The organism is Micromonospora sp. NPDC020750, from assembly GCF_044334565.1.
GTDB lineage: Bacteria > Actinomycetota > Actinomycetes > Mycobacteriales > Micromonosporaceae > Micromonospora.
Window position 1 is genome coordinate 145,061 of sequence record NZ_JBIRTH010000005.1, and the last position, 20,184, is coordinate 165,244.

14 protein-coding genes are annotated in these 20,184 nt (G+C 71.3%); 11 read left to right on the forward strand and 3 right to left on the reverse strand.

Annotated features, from left to right (window positions below; all coding sequences use genetic code 11):
* The first annotated feature begins 183 nt into the window (after nt 1-183).
* On the forward strand, nt 184-1,602 hold the full coding sequence (locus ACH4T9_RS17315) for an aldehyde dehydrogenase family protein (RefSeq protein ID WP_396672440.1): 1,419 nt from the start codon (nt 184-186) through the stop codon (nt 1,600-1,602).
* A gap of 186 nt (nt 1,603-1,788) precedes the next feature.
* Here ACH4T9_RS17315 and ACH4T9_RS17320 read toward each other — a convergent pair whose 3' ends face one another.
* A complete protein-coding gene (locus tag ACH4T9_RS17320) occupies nt 1,789-2,841 on the reverse strand; it encodes a S1 family peptidase (RefSeq protein WP_396672439.1) in 1,053 nt (350 codons plus the stop codon).
* A gap of 580 nt (nt 2,842-3,421) precedes the next feature.
* Between ACH4T9_RS17320 and ACH4T9_RS17325 the strand changes: the two genes are divergently transcribed.
* From ACH4T9_RS17325 to ACH4T9_RS17370, 10 genes are all read left to right on the forward strand, one after another.
* The gene (locus ACH4T9_RS17325) at nt 3,422-3,601 is read left to right on the forward strand and encodes a hypothetical protein (protein ID WP_396672438.1); all 180 of its coding nucleotides are present in this window, start codon (nt 3,422-3,424) and stop codon (nt 3,599-3,601) included.
* A 324-nt stretch (nt 3,602-3,925) separates the two neighbouring features.
* Entirely contained in the window at nt 3,926-5,629 is a 1,704-nt protein-coding gene (locus ACH4T9_RS17330; RefSeq protein WP_396672437.1) for a tetratricopeptide repeat protein, read from the forward strand.
* Between the two features lie 279 nt (nt 5,630-5,908).
* Entirely contained in the window at nt 5,909-7,108 is a 1,200-nt protein-coding gene (locus tag ACH4T9_RS17335) for an RNA ligase RtcB family protein (RefSeq protein ID WP_396672436.1), read from the forward strand.
* The gene (gene prfH / locus ACH4T9_RS17340; protein ID WP_396672435.1) at nt 7,105-7,719 is read left to right on the forward strand and encodes a peptide chain release factor H; all 615 of its coding nucleotides are present in this window, start codon (nt 7,105-7,107) and stop codon (nt 7,717-7,719) included. The genes ACH4T9_RS17335 and prfH overlap by 4 nt, the downstream gene beginning before the upstream one ends.
* A gap of 323 nt (nt 7,720-8,042) precedes the next feature.
* Complete coding sequence (locus ACH4T9_RS17345; protein WP_396672434.1) at nt 8,043-8,990, forward strand: ABC transporter ATP-binding protein; 948 nt, start codon at nt 8,043-8,045, stop codon at nt 8,988-8,990.
* Nucleotides 8,987-9,763 (forward strand): ABC transporter permease, encoded by a 777-nt coding sequence (locus ACH4T9_RS17350; RefSeq protein WP_396672433.1) that lies wholly within the window; start codon nt 8,987-8,989, stop codon nt 9,761-9,763. Before ACH4T9_RS17345 ends, ACH4T9_RS17350 begins: the two co-directional genes overlap by 4 nt.
* A gap of 29 nt (nt 9,764-9,792) precedes the next feature.
* Nucleotides 9,793-10,590, forward strand: coding sequence for an ABC transporter permease (locus tag ACH4T9_RS17355; RefSeq protein ID WP_396672432.1), 798 nt, complete (start codon nt 9,793-9,795; stop codon nt 10,588-10,590).
* Between the two features lie 133 nt (nt 10,591-10,723).
* Nucleotides 10,724-11,809, forward strand: a complete 1,086-nt coding sequence (gene trpS, locus ACH4T9_RS17360; protein ID WP_396672431.1) for a tryptophan--tRNA ligase — start codon at nt 10,724-10,726, stop codon at nt 11,807-11,809.
* Nucleotides 11,810-12,923: 1,114 nt separating this feature from the next.
* Nucleotides 12,924-13,997 carry a GNAT family N-acetyltransferase gene (locus ACH4T9_RS17365; protein ID WP_396672430.1) on the forward strand — a complete coding sequence of 358 codons (1,074 nt, stop codon included), beginning with the start codon at nt 12,924-12,926 and terminating at the stop codon, nt 13,995-13,997.
* 9 nt (nt 13,998-14,006) lie between these two features.
* Entirely contained in the window at nt 14,007-14,246 is a 240-nt protein-coding gene (locus ACH4T9_RS17370) for a phosphopantetheine-binding protein (RefSeq protein WP_396672429.1), read from the forward strand.
* Nucleotides 14,247-14,249: 3 nt separating this feature from the next.
* On the opposite strand, the gene ACH4T9_RS17375 is transcribed toward ACH4T9_RS17370, so the two are convergent.
* On the reverse strand, nt 14,250-19,067 hold the full coding sequence (locus ACH4T9_RS17375) for an amino acid adenylation domain-containing protein (protein WP_396672428.1): 4,818 nt from the start codon (nt 19,065-19,067) through the stop codon (nt 14,250-14,252).
* On the reverse strand, nt 19,054-20,013 hold the full coding sequence (locus ACH4T9_RS17380; protein ID WP_396672427.1) for a zinc-binding alcohol dehydrogenase family protein: 960 nt from the start codon (nt 20,011-20,013) through the stop codon (nt 19,054-19,056). The genes ACH4T9_RS17375 and ACH4T9_RS17380 overlap by 14 nt, the downstream gene beginning before the upstream one ends.
* Nucleotides 20,014-20,184 lie beyond the last annotated feature (171 nt).

Sequence of the window (20,184 nt, forward strand, 5' to 3'; positions counted from 1 at the left end):
CCGCCCGTGGCAGCCCGACGGGCGGGCGCTTCGTCGCGGCCGGCCGGATCGCGCCCTGAGGCGCGTGGTCACACACCTACGAGCGGACCCTCGGCCCGCTGCCACCCCTCCCGCCGGCCGCCGACACGCACTAGAGTCCGAACTTCCACTGCTAGGTTCCGGCCGACGCACGTGAGGGGCTCGATGGATCTCGCACGGACCGACTTCCACCTCGACGGCCGCTGGGTCGCGGCGTCCTCCCCGGAAACCCTGCCGGTGCGGAACCCGGCGACAGAGGAGATCATCGCGACGGTGCCGGCCGGCACCGCGGACGACGTGGACCGGGCCGTCTCCGCCGCCCGCGCCGCGTTCGACGGCTGGGCCGCCGCCGCCCCCGCCGACCGGGCGGCGGGCCTGGGCCGGCTGCACGACGCGCTCACCGCCCGCGCCGACGACATCGCCCGGACCATCGCGTGCGAGCTGGGCACCCCGCTCAAGATGGCCACCCGGGTGCAGGCCGGGCTCCCCCTCACCGTCCTGCGCGGGTACGTCGAGCTGGCCGCCCGGCCGCCGGCCGAGCAGACCGTCGGCCACTCGCTGGTGGTACGCGAACCGGTCGGCGTCGTCGGCGCGATCACCCCGTGGAACTACCCGCTGCACCAGGTCGTGGCCAAGCTCGCCCCGGCGCTGGCCGCCGGCTGCACGGTGGTGCTCAAGCCGAGTGAGCTGACGCCGCTGGTGGCGTACCTGCTCTTCGACGCGATCGACGAGGCCGGCCTCCCGCCCGGCGTGGTCAACCTGGTCACCGGCACCGGCCCGGTGGTCGGCGAGGCCATCGCCGCCCACCCGGACGTCGACATGGTCTCCTTCACCGGGTCCACGGCCGTCGGCCGGAGGATCTCCCACCTCGCCGCGGACCGCATCGCCCGGGTCGCGCTGGAGCTCGGCGGCAAGTCGGCCAACCTGATCCTCGACGACGCCGACCTGGCCACCGCCGTGAACGTGGGCGTCGGCAACGCGTTCCTCAACTCCGGGCAGGCCTGCACGGCCTGGACCCGGATGCTGGTGCACCGCAGCCGGTACGACGAGGCCCTCGCCCTCGCCGCGCGGGCCGCCGAGGGGTACCGGCTCGGCGACCCGTTCGACCCGGCCACCCGGCTCGGCCCGCTCGTCTCGGCGGCCCAACGGCAGCGGGTGCGCGACCACATCGAGAGGGGCCTGGCCGACGGGGGCCGGCTGGTCTTCGGCGGACCGGACGCGCCGGTTCCGGAGCGCGGCTTCTTCGTCGCCCCCACGGTGATCGCCGACGTCGACCCGGACAGCGCGCTGGCCCAGGAGGAGATCTTCGGGCCGGTGCTGGCGGTGATCCCGGTCGACGACGACAAGCACGCCGTCGCGGTGGCCAACAACTCCCGGTACGGGCTGGCCGGCGCGGTCTGGTCCGGCGACGAGGAGCGGGCGGTGCGGGTCGCGCGGCGGATGCGTACCGGCGCGGTCGACGTCAACGGCGCACCGTTCAACCCGCTCGCCCCGTTCGGCGGCTACAAGCAGTCCGGCCTCGGCCGGGAGCTGGGCAGCCACGGGCTGGAGGAATTCCTCCAGACCAAGGCGATCCAGCGATGAGGGCACTGGTCGCCCGGGCACGACATGGTCACCCTGAGCGCCGTGGACGTCTTCCACTCGGCCCGTACGCTGCGCTCCTCGGTCTACGGCTCGTCCGCCCCGGCCCGGGACGTGCCGAAACTGGCCCGGGCCGTGCACCAGTGAGGGCCGCCCGTGTCGCGGCGGCCCTCACTGGTGGCGCGTCGATCAGATGATCTCCACCCCGTAGACGCTCAGCGCCTCGGTGACCGGCTGGAAGTAGGTCGTCCCGCCGGAGGTGCAGTCGCCGCTGCCGCCCGAGGTCAGGCCCACCGCGGTGCTGCCACTGAAGAGCGCGCCGCCGCTGTCGCCCGGCTCGGCGCAGACCGTGGTGCGGATCAGGCCGGTGACCGTGCCCTCGGCGTAGTTCACCGTCGCGCCGACCGCCTCGACGGCGCCGCCGTGCAGGCCGGTGGTGCTGCCGGAGCGCTGTACCGACTGCCCGGCGAAGGCATCGGCCGCGCCGGTGATGTCCCGCGTGGTGCCGTCGTAGAGGTCGACGCTGCCGTCGGCGGCGGCCGGGTTGCTGTGCTGGACGATGCCGTAGTCGTTGCCGGGGAAGCTGCCGGTGCCGCCGGAGCCGAGCGGGCTGCTCTGCCCGGAGTCGGCGTACCAGTTGGCGGCGATGGCGGTGCAGTGCCCGGCGGTGAGGAAGTAGTAGCTGTCGCCGCTGCGCACGTTGAAGCCGAGCGAGCAGCGACCGCCGCCCTCGGCCCAGATGGCCTCGCCGCCGGCGGCCCGGGTGCTGAGCTTCCCGGCCTCCCGCTCGATGCGGACTGTCCCGTCGAGCCGGTCGGCGACGGCCTCGACGCGCTGGAGCTTCGCGCCGGTCACGGTGCTGTCGACGGAGACGACGACCTGGTTGGTCGCCGGGTCGGTCCACCACGCCGTGCCGGGGATCCGGGCGGAGCCGTCGAGGGTGGCGGTGGCGCGGGCCAGTTCGTCCGCGCCACGGGTGACCAGCTTCGGGGTGGCGCCGGCCGCGCGGACCTTTCGGGCGGCGGCGTCGTCGGTCACGGTGACGACCATGGTGCCGTCGGCCTGGGCGTACGCCCCGCCGGAGCGCCCGCCGAGTGCGGCGGCGAGCGCGGTGGCCTGGTCGGGGGAGGCGTTCTTCGCGGGTGCGGCCTGAGCGGGAACGCTGGTCAGCGCTCCGACGACCAGGGCGCCGGCCACCGAGAGAGCGGTGACGTGGCGCAGCGGGGACCCGGAGAGTCGCATGTGGATACCTCCATGGAGCTGAGCACGGACCGTCCTTTCGGGCGGCCCCGGGCAACCGATCGGCTGGTGAGGCTCACCCGACCGGAGGCGTCGAAGTATTCATAGGTTTCACAATGATTGCAAGAGTGATGGTTGGCCGGACTCGACCGCTTCTCACACCTTGGGTCCCGACAGCCCGACGAGTGGCAAGTCGGACGATTAGCGGCTATTGGGCGAGTCTCCGCAGGTCAGTAAGCAAGGTCGGCGGCCCTGCCGGGCGGGCCCGCGTGCCGGTCCGACCGGATGGCGGGACAGGATCGATTCGGCGGGAATCGGTGCCGGCGGGAGTTGCGCGGGCGCCCCGGCGGGTCGGGCCCCCGCCGGTTGCACGGCCGGGGGAGTCGACCGGGGTGCCGACTCGGCCGCGCCCAGGCCCGTCACGAACCAGGCGGACCCGGGCGCGGTACGCCCCCCGAGCCGCCCAGGCCGAGCCATGTCCCGCGAGAGTCGCCGATCGCGCCTGTGGGCGAGCGCGGCGTCGTAGCGTTGTCAGTGGGTACCCCCGTCACGGGGCCGGAGACTGAGCAGCGGGAGGCGACTGATGACCGAACCGGAGGAAGAGCAGGAGAAGAGCGCCAAGACCGACCGTGTCCTCTTCTCCCCCGACGGCGACCCGCACCACACCCTCGCGGAGGCGAAGCAGCCGGACGAGCACCTGGCCGTGCGCTACCAGCATGACGGTGAGATCGAGACGGTGGGCGACGACGAACAGCGGTCCTGACCGCGCCGGCCGACCAGGCCGGCACCGACCGTCGTCAACGGCTACGCACCGCGCACCCCACCTCACCCCATCTGACGGGCCCTCGGACGGGCCACCCCAGAAGGGTCGCGAGCGCTCTTCATATTCTCCTTGATCGGGTTTACGCTCTGCCTCAGTCCTGATGCGACTCATAGTGGAGGTTCCCCATGAAGAAGATGACCGTCCGTCGCACGAGCGCGCTGCGCCTGGTGTCCGGTGCCCGTCGGCTCTGGATCGAGTGGTGCTGGTAGTTCCCGGCACGGCGGGCGCTCTCGGGCGCCCGCCACTGCGGCGACGGGCCCGGTCGTGACCGGCGAGCCCGGCCGCTACGACTGCCACCGCGCCTACGGGCCGTACGCCGGGGTCGCGGACTTCCTCGGCCGGGTCGCCGCCGAACAGCCCCGCCTGGCGTCCCGCCACGTGGTCGAGCTGCACTCCATCGCGCCCCGGCTCGACCACGCGGCACGCCCGGCCGCCGAGGAGGAGCCGATCCGGTTCCATCCCGCCCGGCGCACCGCCTGCCTGGCCTACGGCGCGACGGAGTTCGTGGCTGCCTGGGCGGGCAAGCTCCGGCGCCCGGTCACGGTCCGGTTCGACCACGTCGCCAGCGCCGACGAGACCACCCGCGAACTGCTGGACGCGCTGGTCCGTCGGCTCGGGTCGGCCCCGGTACGCCTGGACCTGCGCGACGGCGGCGACCGCGAACCGGCTGCGGCCGATCCGACGCCGGAGGCGACGCGTACGGCCCTCGGCGAGGGCCTGGCCCGCGGCTTCTACCACCACGCGGCCCGGGTGGCGCGGCGCGGGCGCGCCACGGTGACCCCGGTCGGCGACCTGCCGCACTGGTGGGCGTTCACCACCGGCCTGGCCACCGCCCTGGCGGCGCTGGGCGAGGCCACCGAGGCGCTCGACCTCTACCGGGAGGCCCGCGCCGCCACCGACGACCCGAAGATCACCATGTCGGCCGCGTACGCCACCGCCATGTTGTACGCCCGACACCTGCCGGCGGCCGACCAGGACCCGGCGCAGGCGCGACAGTGGCTGGAGCGGGCGGTCCACCTCGCCGCCGGCCTGGACGACCCGCGGCAGCGGATGCTGTCCACCGTCTTCTACGAGCAGGGCCTGGCGCTGCTGGACAGCAGGGCGGGCGAGCCCGCCCGCGCGCTGCGGCTGATCGACGACGGGCTGGCCAGGCTGACGGCGGTGCTGGGCCCCGGCGAACGCCCGCAGGACCTGGCCCGGCTGCGCCACAACCGGGTGCAGGTGCACCTGGCCCTCGGCGATCCGGCGCAGGCGCTGGCCGATCTCGACACCGTGATCGCCCACGATCCCGGCAACTGCGAGTACTACGTGGACCGGGCCGCCCTGCACCGCGCGGCGGGGCGGGCCCCGGCCGCGATCAAGGACTACGACACCGCGATCCGCCTGGGACCGCACCTGCCCGAGGCGTACTACAACCGGGCCGTGCTCCAGCAGGAGCGGGGTCGCACCGAGCGGGCGCGTGCGGACCTGGACCGGGTACTCGCCATCGACCCCGGGCACCTCGACGCCCGGATCGCCCTGGTCAACCTGCACCTGGAACGCGGCGCGCTCGACGCGGCCGAGGCGGGCGCGCGAGCCGGCCTGGCGCTGGTCCCACAGGAACCGGCGCTGCTGTGCACCCTCGGGCTGATCCGTTCGGAGCGCGGCGGCCTCGCCGAGGCCGACGAACTGCTCACCCGGGCCCTGGCGGGAGATCCGGAGCTGGTCGAGGCGTGGACGAACCGGGCCGCCGTCCGGTTCGAACGCGGCGACGTTTCCGCCGCCGTGGCCGACCTGGACCGGGCCGTGGCGCTGTCGGCTGCGCCGGTGCCCCGCTACAACCGGGGCACGGCGCTGATGCGACTGCGACGGTGGGACGAGGCCGCCCAGGACTTCACCCACGCGCTCGCCCAGCCCGGCCTGGACCGGGCGCTACGGCGCGACCTGCGCGCGGAACTTGACCGCTGCCGTCGCGCGATGGCCGGATGACCGCGAGCAGGGCGGGCTGACGGTCCCGACCGCGATCGGTGGTGCACCGGCTGGCTGTCGCCCGCTTCTCCGACGGGTGCCGCCGACGCCGACGCACCACTGACGCAACCGCCCCGGGCGGCGCACCCGCCCGAAAAGCGCTTGCTGCGCGCGGCGGGGTCCGGGAGGGTGTGTCCATGACGTTCTGACGGACCGCACCCAGTTGCTCCACGGCCGCACGGCGCCGACCCGCGCCGTCGTGCCGTCCGTCCATGACCGCTTTCACCGAAGTGAGCGTCCTTGTCTCAACCACCCTTCCGGCCGGGGTCCCTGCCGCGGTCCGCCCCTGCCCCGGGCTCGGCCACCGTCACCGTGTTCGCCTCCCCCACGAGCTGGATCGAGTCCGACGCCCTCGCGCAGTGCCACCAGGTGGCCGCCCTCGACGGCATGATCCACGTCGCCGCCATGCCGGACCTGCACCCCGGCAAGGGCGCCCCCATCGGCGCCGCCATGGCCTCGACCCTGTTGTACCCGTTCCTGGTGGGCTCCGACATCGGTTGCGGCATCGCCGTGTTCCCGCTCAGGCTCAGGCGTGCCGTGCCCGAGCGCCTCGCCGCCCGGTTTCCCGACCTCGACCGCGCGTTGGACCCCGAGCGTGATGCCGACGACCCGGCCTGGGCCGTCGTGACGGGCGATATTCCCGCCGGCCACGTGGAGGGCCTCGGGACGGTCGGTCGGGGTAACCACTTCGTCGAGCTGGCCCGGATCGACACCGTCTTCGAACCGGACCACGCGAACCGTCTCGGGCTCGCCGCCGGCGACCTCGTGCTCATCGTCCACAGCGGCTCCCGAGGGCTGGGCGAGCGGATCCTGCGTTCGCACACCGAGGTCCACGGCGTGGGTCCCGCCCCGGATCCCGAGACCTACCTGAGGATGCATGACGACGCCGTACGCTGGGGCTCGCTCAACCGGCGGCTCATGGCCGCCCGGGTCGCCCACGCCCTGGGAGCCGAGCCCACCGAGCCGATCGTCGATGAGTGCCACAACCTGGTCGAGGTCCGCGACGGGGTCTACCTGCACCGCAAGGGGGCGGCGCCGGGTGACGGCCGCGACGTGCTCGTCGCCGGCACGCGAGGCACCCGTTCCTATCTGGTGGCTGCCCACGCCGGGCCGGACGCCAACCGTTCCGTGGCACACGGCGCGGGCCGCAAGATGTCGCGCGCCGACGCCCTGCGCCGGGGTCGGGCCAAGCACACGGTCGAGGAGCTTCGCCGCACGCCGGTGGGGTCGCTGGTGGTGTGCGGCGACCGTCAACTGCTGTTCGAGGAGGCCCCGACTGCCTACAAACGCATCGAGCAGGTGATCGCCGACCTCGTCGCCCACGACCTGGCCACCCCCGTCGCCGCCACGGTTCCCCTGGTCACCTACAAGACGCCCGACCTCGGGTCCACGCCCCCACGGGATCGCCGGGAGCACCGCCACCGGCGAGGTCGGCCGTGAGCGTCCACCTGCTCATGTCGGCCGGGCGTGGCCCGCGCGAGTGCGCGTGGGCGCTGGCCCGGTTGGTGCGCCGCCTGGAGGCCGACGGCACCCGGCAGAGCCTGGCGATCCGTCGGGTCGAGACCGTTCCCGGTGACCGGCCCGGCACCTACCGGTCGGTCCTGGTCCGGATCTCCGGAGCCGGCGCCGAGGCGTTCGCCGAGGCATGGACCGGAACGCTGTGCTGGCAGGCGCCCAGCCCCTACCGGGCCGACGCCGGACGGAAGAACTGGTACGTCATCGCCCGACCGTGCCAGGTCGACACCCCGCACACGGCGTTCGCGGAGAGGGATGTCGACATCGTCGCCTGTCGCACCGGCGGCCCCGGCGGTCAACACCGGAACAAGGCCAGCACGGCGGTACGGGCGACCCACCGTCCCTCGGGGCTCGTCGTCGTGGTCGACACGGAGCGGCAGTTCAGCCTCAACCGGCGCATCGCAGTGCAGCTGCTACGACGGCGCATCGAGCAGTGCGACGAGACGGCAGGACGCGCCGTGACCACCGCCCGCTGGCGTATCCACGACGAGCTCGTACGCGGCGACCCCACCCGCGTCGAGCGTCCGGAGACGTAGGCCAGCACCTGCGGGCGGCGTCGAGGCGGGCGTCGGCGCTGAAGTCGACTACGGGCACGATCTCGCTGCCGGTACCGACCCTGAGGGTATGCCACATTGGATTGTTCACGCGTTCTGCCCTCGCGCGCCGCAACAGCGGTTTCAGTACCGCAAGAATTGCGCTGAGTAACTCCCGATGCGGAAGCCTGGACGACAGTATCAGCGACTTCCCAACCCCCGCGCCGCCGTCTATATTGGCCATGCCAACCGGGGCGACTGTCAGGACGGCGGGGTGCCCACGTGCCGAGCGTCGGGCAGACCAGTATCGCGACAAAGGAATCTGAATGCCAGCGGTTGTTGAAATCCGCGAGTTGGTCCGCACGTACCGAACACGGCGCAAGGCCGAGGAGACAGTTGCTCTCGGTGGCGTCACGCTGACTGTCGATGACAGTGAGGTCCTCGGCCTGCTGGGGCCGAACGGAGCAGGCAAGACCACACTTGTCAAGATCCTCTCCACCGTCCTCCTGCCCACCTCCGGTACCGCGAGGGTGCTGGGGAAAGACCTGGTCACCGATCCGCAGACGGTCCGGGAGAACGTCGGTGTCGTATTCGGTGGTGAGCGGGGGCTGTATCCCCGGATCAGCGCGCGACAGAATCTCGCCTTCTGGGCCGCACTTTATCGGCTGGACCGCCGTACCGCTCGGACCCGCTGCTCCGAACTGCTTGAGCGGATGGGGCTCGCCGACCGGGCGGATGAACCCGTGGAGACATTCTCCCGGGGAATGAAACAACGGCTGCACCTTGCTCGTGGGCTGATACACGGACCCCGCATTCTGTTCCTCGACGAGCCGACCATCGGTATGGATCCGGTCGCCGCCCGCGATTTCCGCGCACTCGTGCGGGAACTGCGGCAGGAAGGGCGTACCGTTTTCCTCACCACGCATGACATGGCCGAGGCCGAGGCCCTCTGTGACCGGGTCACCCTCATCGACCGCGGCCGGCTCGTGCTCGATGAACCGACCAGACACATCGGCCGGTACCTGGATGCCCGCGAGTGCGTCGACTTCACCTGCGACGACCCGGCGGTGCTGGCCCAGGTGTCGGAGTTGGCGTTCGTGGAGAGCGTCGAACCACGTGACGGCGGCCACCGGGCGCTGCTGAGGGAACCCGCTGACGTGGCACGGCTCCTGATGTGGCTGATCGAGCGGGGTGTGCTGTCGGCGCGCCGGAGCGAGCCCACGCTCGAGGACGTGTACCTGCGGCTGATCGGCACGAGAGCGATGTCGGTGTGAACGCGCTACGGGTCATCGCCGCGGCCTTCCGGTTGCAGCTCGCCATCACCCGGCGCAGCCCGGGCCACCTGCTGATCCTGCTGACCTCGCCGCTGTTCAGCGTCATCTTCCTGTCCCTTGTCGTGAGCGGACAGCGGTCGGGGACGCTGGTGAACGGCGTACTCGCGCCGGGCCTGATCGGGCTCTGGCTGATGTCGCTGGACCTGGCCGCCTCGATCATCGAAGAGGAGCGGTGGGCCGGGCGGATGGAACTGCTGGTCGCCTCGCTGACTCCGGTGAGTCTCGTGGTGTTCGGGCGGATCGGAGTCGTCATCCTGGCCGGCGCGCTGACCTTCCTCGAATCATGGTTGGTGGCAGTCGTCGGATTCGGAGCCGACGTACCACTCGAACGACCTGGCGTGTTCGTCGTGGCCATCCTGGCCACCTGCTTCGCGATGGCCGGTACCGCCACCCTGCTCGCCGCCGTGTTCATCAGGTCGCGCGCGCTGCACGTGTTCCAGAACGCGCTCACCTACCCGTTCTACATTCTCGGCGGGGTCCTGGTGCCGGTCGCGCTCCTACCGGGCTGGCTGGAACCGATCAGCCGGGTCATCTTCCTGTCGTGGAGCGCCGATCTGCTGCGCGGCTCGATGAGCGGGGACCTGCCGGAGGCATGGCCGGCCTGGATCGCCATGACGGTCGGTCTCGGCGCGGCAGCGCTGATCGCCGGGTTCCTGCTCATCAACCGAATCATCGATCAGAGCCGCGAGACGGCACACGTGGGTCACTCATGAACAGTCCTTCTTCTCTCCGAGCTTCTTCGTTGGGTACCGGTTGGCTGCGCCTCGGGTACCAGTCGCTGCTGTTCTCGATCGCGGAGATGCGAACGGTGCACACGTGGCGCACCTGGCTGTTCGGCTGGGTGGCACGGCTGCTGACGCAGGTGACGTTCTTCGCGTTGATCGGGAAGTTCGTCGCCGACGACGCCACCATGCAGTTCGTGCTGGTGGGCAACATCGTCGCGCTCTCGTGCCTGGAGTCGATGATCGTCGTGCTGACGATGGCCGGTGAGCGCCGGCTGGGCACCCTGCCGCTGCTCGCGATAGCCCCGACCAGCCACGTACCCGTGTACCTCGGGCGCGGTCTGCACTGGCTCGCCAGCGGTATCGCCAGCTCTGTCATCGGCTGGCTCGTCCTGCCGCCGCTGCTGGGCGTACCGCTGCCGTGGCCGGAGGCGTTGCCCGCGGCGGCGATCATCCTCCTCGTCGCGCTCAGCTGCTACTGCTACGGATGTTTCCTGGCCGGTCTCGCCGTGCGCTACCGCAGCCTGCAGGTGATCGTGCTGAACCTCGGCTACCTGCCCATCATGGCGTTCTGCGGCGTGAACGTTCCGATCTCCTTCTGGCCCGCCTGGCTGCAACCGGTTCTCCACCTGTTCCCGTTGACCAACGGCCTGCAGGCCATCCGTGCCGTTCTCGCCGGTGGCGCCTGGTCCGAGGTGTGGCCGAGGCTCGCGCTGGAGGCGCTCGTCGGCATCGGCTGGTTCGCCCTGGCCACCGTCTCGATCAACCGTGTGGTCACCAAGGGTCGCGCCGACGGCAGTCTGGAGTTCGGAAGCTGAGCGCACGGACGCTACCGCGACGTCCTTTCCCAACTGTCGGCCGACATCGCGACCGACAACAGTTTCAGTTCGGCCACCCTGCCCGACCACCCTCCCGTCGACCACACCTGCTCGACACGATTACACTTGCCCGATGACTGAGGCTCCAAATGCCCCGCTTGCGGCGGCGATAGCCCGCAACCCTGCCCTGGTGCGGGAGATTTCGGAGCATCCCGAGCGGTTCCGGATGCTGACGGGGGAGCGCCCCACCGGTCGGCTGCACGTCGGTCACTACTTCGGCACTCTGCAGAACCGGCTCCGCCTGCAGGATCTCGGCGTCGAGCTGTTCGTCCTGCTCGCCGACTACCAGGTCTTCACGGATCGTGACATCAGCGCCGAGATCGGCCAGAACGTCCTCGAATGCATGGCCGACTATCTCGCCATCGGGCTCGATCCCGAACGGTGCACGATCTTCGCGCACAGTTACGTACCTGAGCTGAACCAGTTGATGTTGCCGTTCCTGAGCCTGGTTTCGGTCAGCGAGTTGCAGCGGAACCCAACTGTCAAGGAAGAGATTCGTTCCTCCAACCGGCCGCAGGTGAATGGCCTGATGTTCACCTACCCGGTTCACCAGGCCGCAGACATTCTGTTCTGCAAGGGCAACCTGGTGCCCGGCGGGAAGGACCAGTTGCCGCACGTGGAGGTGACCCGGGACATCGCCCGGCGGTTCAACGAGCGGTTCGGTGCCGGTGAAGCCTACTTCCCGGAGCCTGAGATCCTGCTCAGCAACGCCCCGCTGCTGTTGGGGGTCGATGGCAAGAAGATGGGCAAGAGCCTCAACAACTCCATCAACCTCGGTGCCACGGCCGAGCAGACCGCAAAACTGATCAAGGGTGCGAAGACCGACTCGATCAGGGAGGTCACCTACGATCCGGATCAGCGACCGGAGGTCTCCAACCTGGTGCTGCTGGGCTCTCTGGCGGCGGGCCAGAGTCCCGAGGAGTTCGCTGCCGCCTGTGCCGACAGCGGCGGTGCCGGGCTGAAGAAGGCCGTGACGGAGGCGGTGAACGAGTTCTTCCGCCCGATCCGCGAGCGCCGCAGCGCGCTGCTGACTGATCCCGGCCACCTGATGTCCGTCCTCAAGACGGGGAACGAACACGCTTCCGGAATCGCGCGACAGACCCTCACCGACGTCCGCCGGCTCATGGGCACCGACTACTACCCGCTCGGGAACGCCTGACCCCGGTGCGGGCGACCCGGACGTCGCGTCAGACCTCGCGGTACTTGGAGGTCCCAACTACCCGGGGCCCGGCCGTGGCGGATGCCGCAGCGAAGCATACTGGCCCAGGGCGATTGCGAAGTCGGGCGGGAGCGCTTGATCAGGGAGTCCGGGCTCCATAGGCGGCGTCCCACGGCATCGAGCCGCCGTGCCCACAGCTCCGCCGGGCCACGGTCCCCGGCCGACCGGGGACCCAGGGCCCCGGCAAAGTCGCGAGGTGTCCGATCCCGCCCGAAGTTCATCCACCCCTCGGGAATCCCGTTCCGCATCTCAGGATGGCCGGAGATCATGGAAGGAATTGGCCCCTCCGGGGGCCATTCTTTACCAAGATCTCCCGCGTGGTCAGTCGTGCCGTCGGAAATGGCGCTCCTGGTAGTGGTGCGCCGTACCGGGGGCCGGGGCCTCGGTTCCGCCGAACCTCAGCTGTTCCACATTTCGCCCAAATGCCCGGGAGGCCGCAGCTACGCCGCCCCGTGCGCCGGGCAGTCGGGCGGCGACCTGACAAATGCCCCCACCCGGCCGGGGACCTGCCCTTCAGCCCTTACGGAGCTGCCCCGTCCACGCTCCCACTCCACCGACCGCACAAACGGGGCAGCTCCATAGGGACCAACACAGGGCAGACCGACCCGGCAGGGGCCGATGATGCCGGCAGCGCGCGCATCCCCGGGCGCCTACCAAGCCGGAGACCCCTCACGACTTTGCCGGGGCCCTGACCGGGGACCGCACCCGCGACAACGCAATGATCCTGCGTCTTGGCCATGGCGACATATTCGGCGGCTCCGCCCGCTGTTGATCGACGCGGACCTCGGCGCATTCGAGGAATCACTGCGCGTCCACTGGCATGCCGACGTTACGCCGGTGGCCCCCGCTCGTCAGTTCCTGATGCAGACCGATGCGGGCGGGAAACTCTTTTGCCAGGCACCCCTCGCTTTCGTTTTCGAGGTCGACCTCTCCCCCGCCACCGCTAACCGAACGCACCGGCCCGGTCACCCGACAATCAGGCGTTTTGGAATACGCCGCACGATGTGGGTGACATCATTGACAGTGCCGAGGGCAGACCTTAGCATTCCCCATAATGTCGCAGCCTGATGATAACCATGTAACAGTCAGCACTGATTTGTTTACGGTTCTGCGTGACGTGGGGCCGGCGTTGACGGGTCAAGTAGACCAGCTCGAAATGATGCGGGTGGACAGGGCCCTGGCGGCTATGGGCCACCTCGCGAGGTATGTCGTCGTCGGGGCCGGGAAGCCGGGCCCAAAGGGCCTCCTTCCGGTTTATCCGGTCGGGCAGCCGTACGCCGTGGCGCCTCATCCTCGGCTGGTGCTCGAAGGGTCGGAGGCGACCCGGGGATGGCGTACGGGCAGCTACCTCGGTTCGCTCGGCCGGGCACCGGCGGTGGCCGCGGTGAGCCCCGCCGCCGAGTCGGGCCCCGTGCGGGCCGCCCTGCTGAAAGCCGGCTGGAAGCTGGTGACGGAGGAGTCCGAGCGGCTGGACTTCGCGTGCTTTCCGCTGTTGGACGACGAGCTGCTGGCGGCGGTGCTGCCGTTGGTCGCGGCGGACGACCCGGTGCTGGTGGAGAGCAACGAGGCGTTCGTCCCGGTGTCCTTCGACTCCTTCGCGGGATACCTGGCGGCGCAGTCTTCGAGTCGGCGGGAGATGATCCGCAAGGAGCAGCGGCGGTTCCGGGCGGCGGGATTACGAATCGTCGAGGTCGATCTGTCGGCGTGGCACGGGCGCCTGGCGCCACTGCTGCGGAATGTGGAACTGAAGTACGGGGTGGCCGGCACCGTCCAGGACTACGAGAACTACCTGGCCAGCATCGCGCGAACACTGGGCGATCAGGCGACCTGCCTGGCGGTGTTCGGCGACGATGATCCGGACCGCGGCGACCCGGTCGCGTTCACGATCGTCGGGCGGCAGGACAGGATGTGGCGGGTGCGGTGCTGGGGCTGTGACTACGAGCGGACCGCGGGTACGTACTCGTATTTCAATCTGGTCGTCTACGAACCGCTGCGGCTCGCGATCGAGGCAGGGGCGCAACGGCTGATACTCGGTCGCGGAAGCCTTGAGGCGAAACTCGCACGAGGTGCCGAACTGCTGCGACTGACCAGCGTCGCCGTGCCACTCGGCACAATGAACACAAGATAGAGGGAACCCATGTCTGGCGAGGTCACTACACAACTGGTCACCATCTGGCGGACGGCGCTGAAGAACGACGCGCTCGGCGCGGAGAGCGATTTCGTGGAATTCGGTGGCACGTCACTGACGGCGGTGCGTATCCGGGCCCTCATCCGGACGGATCTGGCGAAGGACGTCGATCTGCTCGACATCCTCGACTTCCCCACTCCGGCGACGCTGGCCCCCGCCGTCGCGGCGGCACCCGCCTGGAGCGGGTAGCGGTCAGGTGGCCAACGCCGCCGCGAGGCCCGCGATCGTCGGATAGCGGAACAGGTCCAGCAGCGCCACCTCCCGCGACAGCCGACGGGACAGCTCCGTCTGCACCTTCAGCAGGTCGGCCGACGTACCGCCGCAGTCGAAGAAGTTGACCTCCGGCCCCGCCGGTTGCGTGTCCAGCACCGTGCTCCAGACGTGGGTGATCGTGGCCACCAGCGCGGCGGCTCCCTTGACGGGAGAGGCCGGCGCGCTGGTGGCGGTCTTCGCGATGTCCGCCAGCCGGGCCATGTCCGGCTTGCCGTTCGGGGTCAACGGGAACGCCGGCATGACCATCACCCGGGTCGGCACCATGGTCGCCGGCAGCCGTTCCGCGAAGTGCCGGAGCACGGTGTCGCCGGTCAGCGCCCCCGGGTCGCCTTCCACGAAGGCGATGACCTCGGTCGACGACGACCGGACCGCAGTCGTCACCACGCAGTCACGTACCAGGGGGTGTTCCCGGGCGACGAGTTCCAGCTCCGCCGGCTCCACCCGGAGACCGTTGACGGTGATCTGCCGATCCGCCCGACCGGTGATCACGACGGTGCCGTCCGGCCGGGTGTGCCCCACGTCGCCGGTGCGGTACTCGCGCACCCCGTCGCCGAGCCGGAACTGTCGCGCCGTCCGGGCGGGGTCGCCCAGGTAACCCAGGGCGAGGTACGGGCTGCGTACGACGATCTCGCCCGCGCCGTTCACCGGTGCGCGCGCACCGGAGGGCGTGACCACCGACACCTGCGCGGTCGGTCCACCGGAACCGATGCCCGCGTCGGTGCCCAGGTCGGCCACGCTCACCACCTGTGGCGTCTCGGTGGTGCCGTAGTACGACATCAGCTGTGCCTGCGGGAACAGGACCCGGGCATCGGCGGTCCCCACGCGCGTCATCGCCGCGCCGCCGAACCCCACCAGCCGCACCGACGGCAGCGTGACTCCTTCGACGACCGCCGCGGCACTCAACAGCCGCCCCAGGGCGGGTGTCAGGTGCAGGACCGTCGGCTCGATCTCGGCGAGCCACCGCACCATCGCGATCTGTGACTCCACCGCCGCCCGCGGAGGTACGAAGAGCCGCGCGCCGATGGACAGCGGCGTGAGCACGTCGCGGAAGAGCGGATCATGCCCGACCCCGGACAACAGGACGAACCGGTCCTGCGCGGTGAGGCCGAACCGCGGCACGTACCACTCCAGGAATGCCCGCAGCGGTTCCTCGCCTGCGGCGATGGCCGTGGGCGCACCGGTGGTGCCGGACGTGAAGGCGACGTACGCGGTGCCGTCAGCGACGTCGGCACCCGCGCCCCAGTCACAGCCGTCGAGCTGCCCGACCAGTTCCGGGTACTGCCCGTCGGTGGCATCCCACCAGTGGCCCAGCCGCGCCTGCGCGATCATCCGGCGCAACCGGGCGAGCGGCTGCGCCGCGTCGAACAACACGAACGGAACGCCGGCCGCGAGTGCCGCGAGCACACCGACCGGCAGCGCGGAGGTCCGCCCCGCCACGATGCCGATCGGACCCTTCCCGCGCCAGCCGGCGGCGAGCTCCGTGACCGCCGTGTCCAGCTCCGCGTACGAGTGCGAGTCGTCGATCGCGGGCGCCGCCCCGTCCCGCGACGCGGCCTGCCGGAACCGGTCCACGATGCGCGGGCCCGGCGTGACGAACTGTCGTGGCGCCCGGCCAGGGTCGTGCAGCCCGAAGTCGAGGTCACGGATCGCGCCGTCCGGCGCGGTCGCGGCCAGTGGCAGCAGCGTGCGCAGGTGCTCGGCCATCGCCCGGGCGTGGCCGGCCTCGAAGAGCTCCGCGTCGTAGACGACCTCGACGTTCAGGTCGGCGCCGTCCTCGACGAAGTACCAGGACAGGTCGAACAGCGCCCCGGCCAGCGGCACCGGCAGCGGCTCGACCACACAGCCGGGCAGCCGCAGCGGCGCCGGCGGGTAGGAGAGCATGTTGCACCACATCTGGAACAGCGGGTTCGCGCCCGGCGTGCGGGGGGCGTTCACCTCGCGTACCAGCACGTCGAACGGGACATGCGGGTGCGCCAACGCCCCCATGAGCCGCTCGTGCGTGGCGGTGGTCAGCTCCGCGACCGTCGCGTCGTCGGCCACCTCGCAGCGCAGCGCCAGCGAGTTGTTGAAGAACCCCACCGCGTCCTCGGCCCGCAGGTCGTCACGCCCCGCCACCGGCATACCCAGTAGGAACTCGTCGCGACCGCTGTATCGGGCGACGATCACCTGGACGCAGGTGACGAGCACGGCGAACACCGTGGTGTGCAGCGCCCGCGCCAGTTCCCTGACGGCGTCCATGGTGGACTCCGGAACCGGAACCGTCACCCGACCGCCGTGAAACCGTGGCCGGGCCGGCCGTACCCGCTGCACCGGCAGCCGCAGCGGCGCCGGGATCGCGGCCAGCTCCCGCCGCCAGAAGTCCAGCTCAGCGGCGACTGTCTCCTGGTATCCGGGGGCCTGCTGCTCGGCCGCCAGGTCGATGAACTGCGCCGGCAACGGCTCCCACGCCGGCGGCCGGCCGGCCCGTACGGCCTCGTACGCCAGCCCGAGATCGCGCTGGATCACGTTGAACGACCAGCCGTCGGTGACGATGTGGTGCGCCAGCAGCAACAACGCGTGCTGGTCGGCTCCCATCCGGAACAGCACCGCCCGGAACAGCCGGCCTCCGGACAGGTCGAAATCCGCCGCCGCGACCTCGGCCGCACAGTGCTTCGCCAACTCTTCCTCCGGCACCGTCACCACCGGCAGGTCGATCGGCTCGTGGTCGACGACGCGCTGGACGTCCCGGTCGGCCACCGTCGTGATGATCGTGCGCAGCGCCGAATGCCGTTCCACCAGCAGGTTCAGCGCCGTCGATAGGGCGGCGACGTCGAGGTCACCGGTCAGGCGGTGCGGCACCGCCAGGGTGTACGCCTGGCAGTTCGGGTACAGCCGGTGCAGCAGCAACAACGCCTGCTGCGCCGATGAGAGCGGCCCGATCCGCCGGCTCGGCCGCGCGGCGCTCGGCACCGCGGTGGTGGCCGCCTGAGCGTCGATGGCCGCGGCGACGGCGGACACGGTGCGGTGCCGGTAGACGTCGGCGACGGTCAGGGTGACCCCGAAGTCGCGTCGGATCCGCCCGCCCAGCCGCACCGCGGCCAGCGAGTGCCCGCCCAGCGCGGTGAAATCGGCGGCCACGTCGATCGCCTCGACGCCGAGCACCTCCGCCCACAGGCGGGCCAGCGTCGCCTCGGTCGGCGTCCGGGGCGCGTTCCCGCCGGTCGGAGCGATCGGCGCAGGACGCCGGGCCAGGGCTGCCCGGTCGAGCTTCTCGTTCGCCGTCAACGGGAACTCGGCGACGAAGACCGCCCAGTTCGGCACCATGTAGTCCGGCAGCAGCTCACGCGCGTGGGCGAGCAGGGATTCCGCGGTGCCGGCGCCGGTGACGTAGGCGCAGAGCGTCTCGGCGGCCGACTCCGGCTGCACGACGACCGCGCCCGACACACCGGGGTGGCGTTCGAGCACCGCCTCCACCTCGGCCGGTTCGACGCGGAATCCGCGCAGCTTGATCTGCCGGTCGGCGCGTCCGCAGTAGACGAGGTTGCCATCGGGGCGGTGTCTCACCAGGTCGCCGGTGCGGTACAGGCGGGCGGAAGGGGCGGTGTCGAAGGGGTCGGGGACGAAGCGTTCCCGGGTGAGTTCCGGCCGCCGGTGGTAACCGAGCGCCACCTGGACCCCGCCGACCCACAGCTCGCCGACCTGCCCGGCGGCGACCGGGCGGCCGTCGGGGTCGAGGACGTGCGTGGTGACGCCGCGTACCGCCGTGCCGATCGGGGTCCGGCCGTCGTCCGGCTCGGGGTCGTCGCCGGTGATGTCGTACGCGGTGGCGATGACGTGGGCCTCGGTCGGCCCGTACGAGTTGATGATCTTCAGCCCCGGTACGGCGGCGGCGATCCCGTGCAGGAGCCGCTCCGGGATCGGTTCCACGCCGACCATCAGCCGTCGCAGCGTGAGCGCACCCGGGTGCGCGTCCACCCACGTGCCCAGCGACGACAGGACGGCCGGTGGCAGGTAGGCGGTCGCCACCGCGTGCCGGGCCATCAGCGCGAACATCGCCGCCGGCTCCAGCCGCACGTCGTCGGGCACGACCAGCAGGGTGCCGCCGGCGAGCAGCACCGAGAAGATCTCGTACACCGACGCGTCGAAGCCGACCGACGACCACATCGTGCCGACCGCGCCCGGGGCGAGCGGCTGCCGCGCCGCGAAGTCGGCCAGCAGGTTGATGATCCCCCGGTGGTGGCAGAGCACCCCCTTGGGCGTACCGGTGGAACCGGAGGTGTAGATGAGGTACGCCGGATCGTCGCCGTGCGCCGTCGGCTGCGCCACCGGGGCGGCGGCCGGCGCCGCCGCCCAGTCCAGGTCGATGACCGGCGTCGTCGTCACCGGCAGGGGAGACGACGGTGCCCGCAGGACGGCGGCCGGGGCGGCCTCGCCGAGCACGGCGGCGACCCGGCCCGGTGGCGTGTCCGGGTCGATCGGCAGGAACACCGCGTCGGCGGCGAGCGCGGCGAGAATACCGAGGAGGTACTCGGTCGACCGCCCGGCGCAGACCGCGACGACGTCGCCCGGCCCGACACCGGCGGCGCGCAACTGCCCCGCCAGCCACGACGCGGTGGTGAGCAGCCGCGCGTAACTGATCGACCGGTCGCCGGACCGGATCGCGGCCAGCTCGGGGTCGCGCTGCCCTGCCGCGCTGATCAGCGAGAACAGTCCCTCGTCGGTCGGTGACGTGAACGGTTCCCCGTCAGCCGGTGACATCGAGGATGAGCTTCCCTGTCGTCTCCCGGTTGGCCAGCGCCGTCAGCGCCTTGCCCGCCTCGGCCAGCGGATACACGTGCTCGGTGACCGGGGTCAGGGCACCCCTGCTGATCATCGCGAACAGACCGGTCATCGTCTCCGCCGTGATCCGCGGATAGCGGGTGACCAGGTCGTTCGCCCAGAAACCGACGACGCTGCGGGAACCCTGCATCAGCGACTCGGAGCGGATCGGTGTGCTACCCCGGCCCGACGCCGCGCCGTAGGTGACCAGTCGGCCGAGCCGCCCCAGCGACGCGAGCGCGGTGTCGAGGGCGGCACCGCCCGACATCTCCAGGTACAGGTCGACCGGCTTGCCGTCGTTCGCGGCGGCCAGCTCGTCGGCGAGGTCCTCGGAGGTCGGGTCGAGCGCCACATCGGCGCCGAGCTGGACCGCGAGGTCACGCTTGGTCCCGGTGGACGCGAGCGCGATCACCCGCTTGGCGCCCCACGCCCGGGCCAGCTGGACCGCCAGTGATCCGACGCCCCCGGCGGCGGCGGTGACCACCACGGTGTCCTGCCGGGTCATCCGGCCCGCGGTACGCAGGATGTGCCACGCCGCGAACCCCTGGTTGGCCACCGCGAGTGCCTGCAGGTCGGTGATGGCGTCGGGCACCGCGACCAACGTCGCGGCGGGCGCGGCCACCCACTCCGCCCACGCCCCACCGGTACGGGGCAACGCGACGACCCGCCGCCCGTCGGGGTCGGTGCCGACCGCCTCGATGCCCGGGATGTACGGCAACGAGGGCCGGTAACTGTAGGAGCCCTCGACGACGTGCTTGTCGGCGAAGTTGATACCGGCCTTCTCCACCCGGACGAGGACCTCGTTCTCGCCCGGCACCGGTTCGGCGAAGTCGGTCGCCGACAGCGACTCCGCGGGGCCGAACCGCTCCACCACGACGGCTTTCACACTGCCTCCCACCGAAACACCAGCACCACCGCACCCTGCGGCCGATGATCTGACCAAACAGCGTCGCCGCCACCGACCGCTCGGTGTCGACGACGAAGAACCAATCCCCGGTCACGACATGGCGCCGCGCGGCCGGGCGGGCCGCGGCGGGCAGCCGGCGTCGTCGGCGCC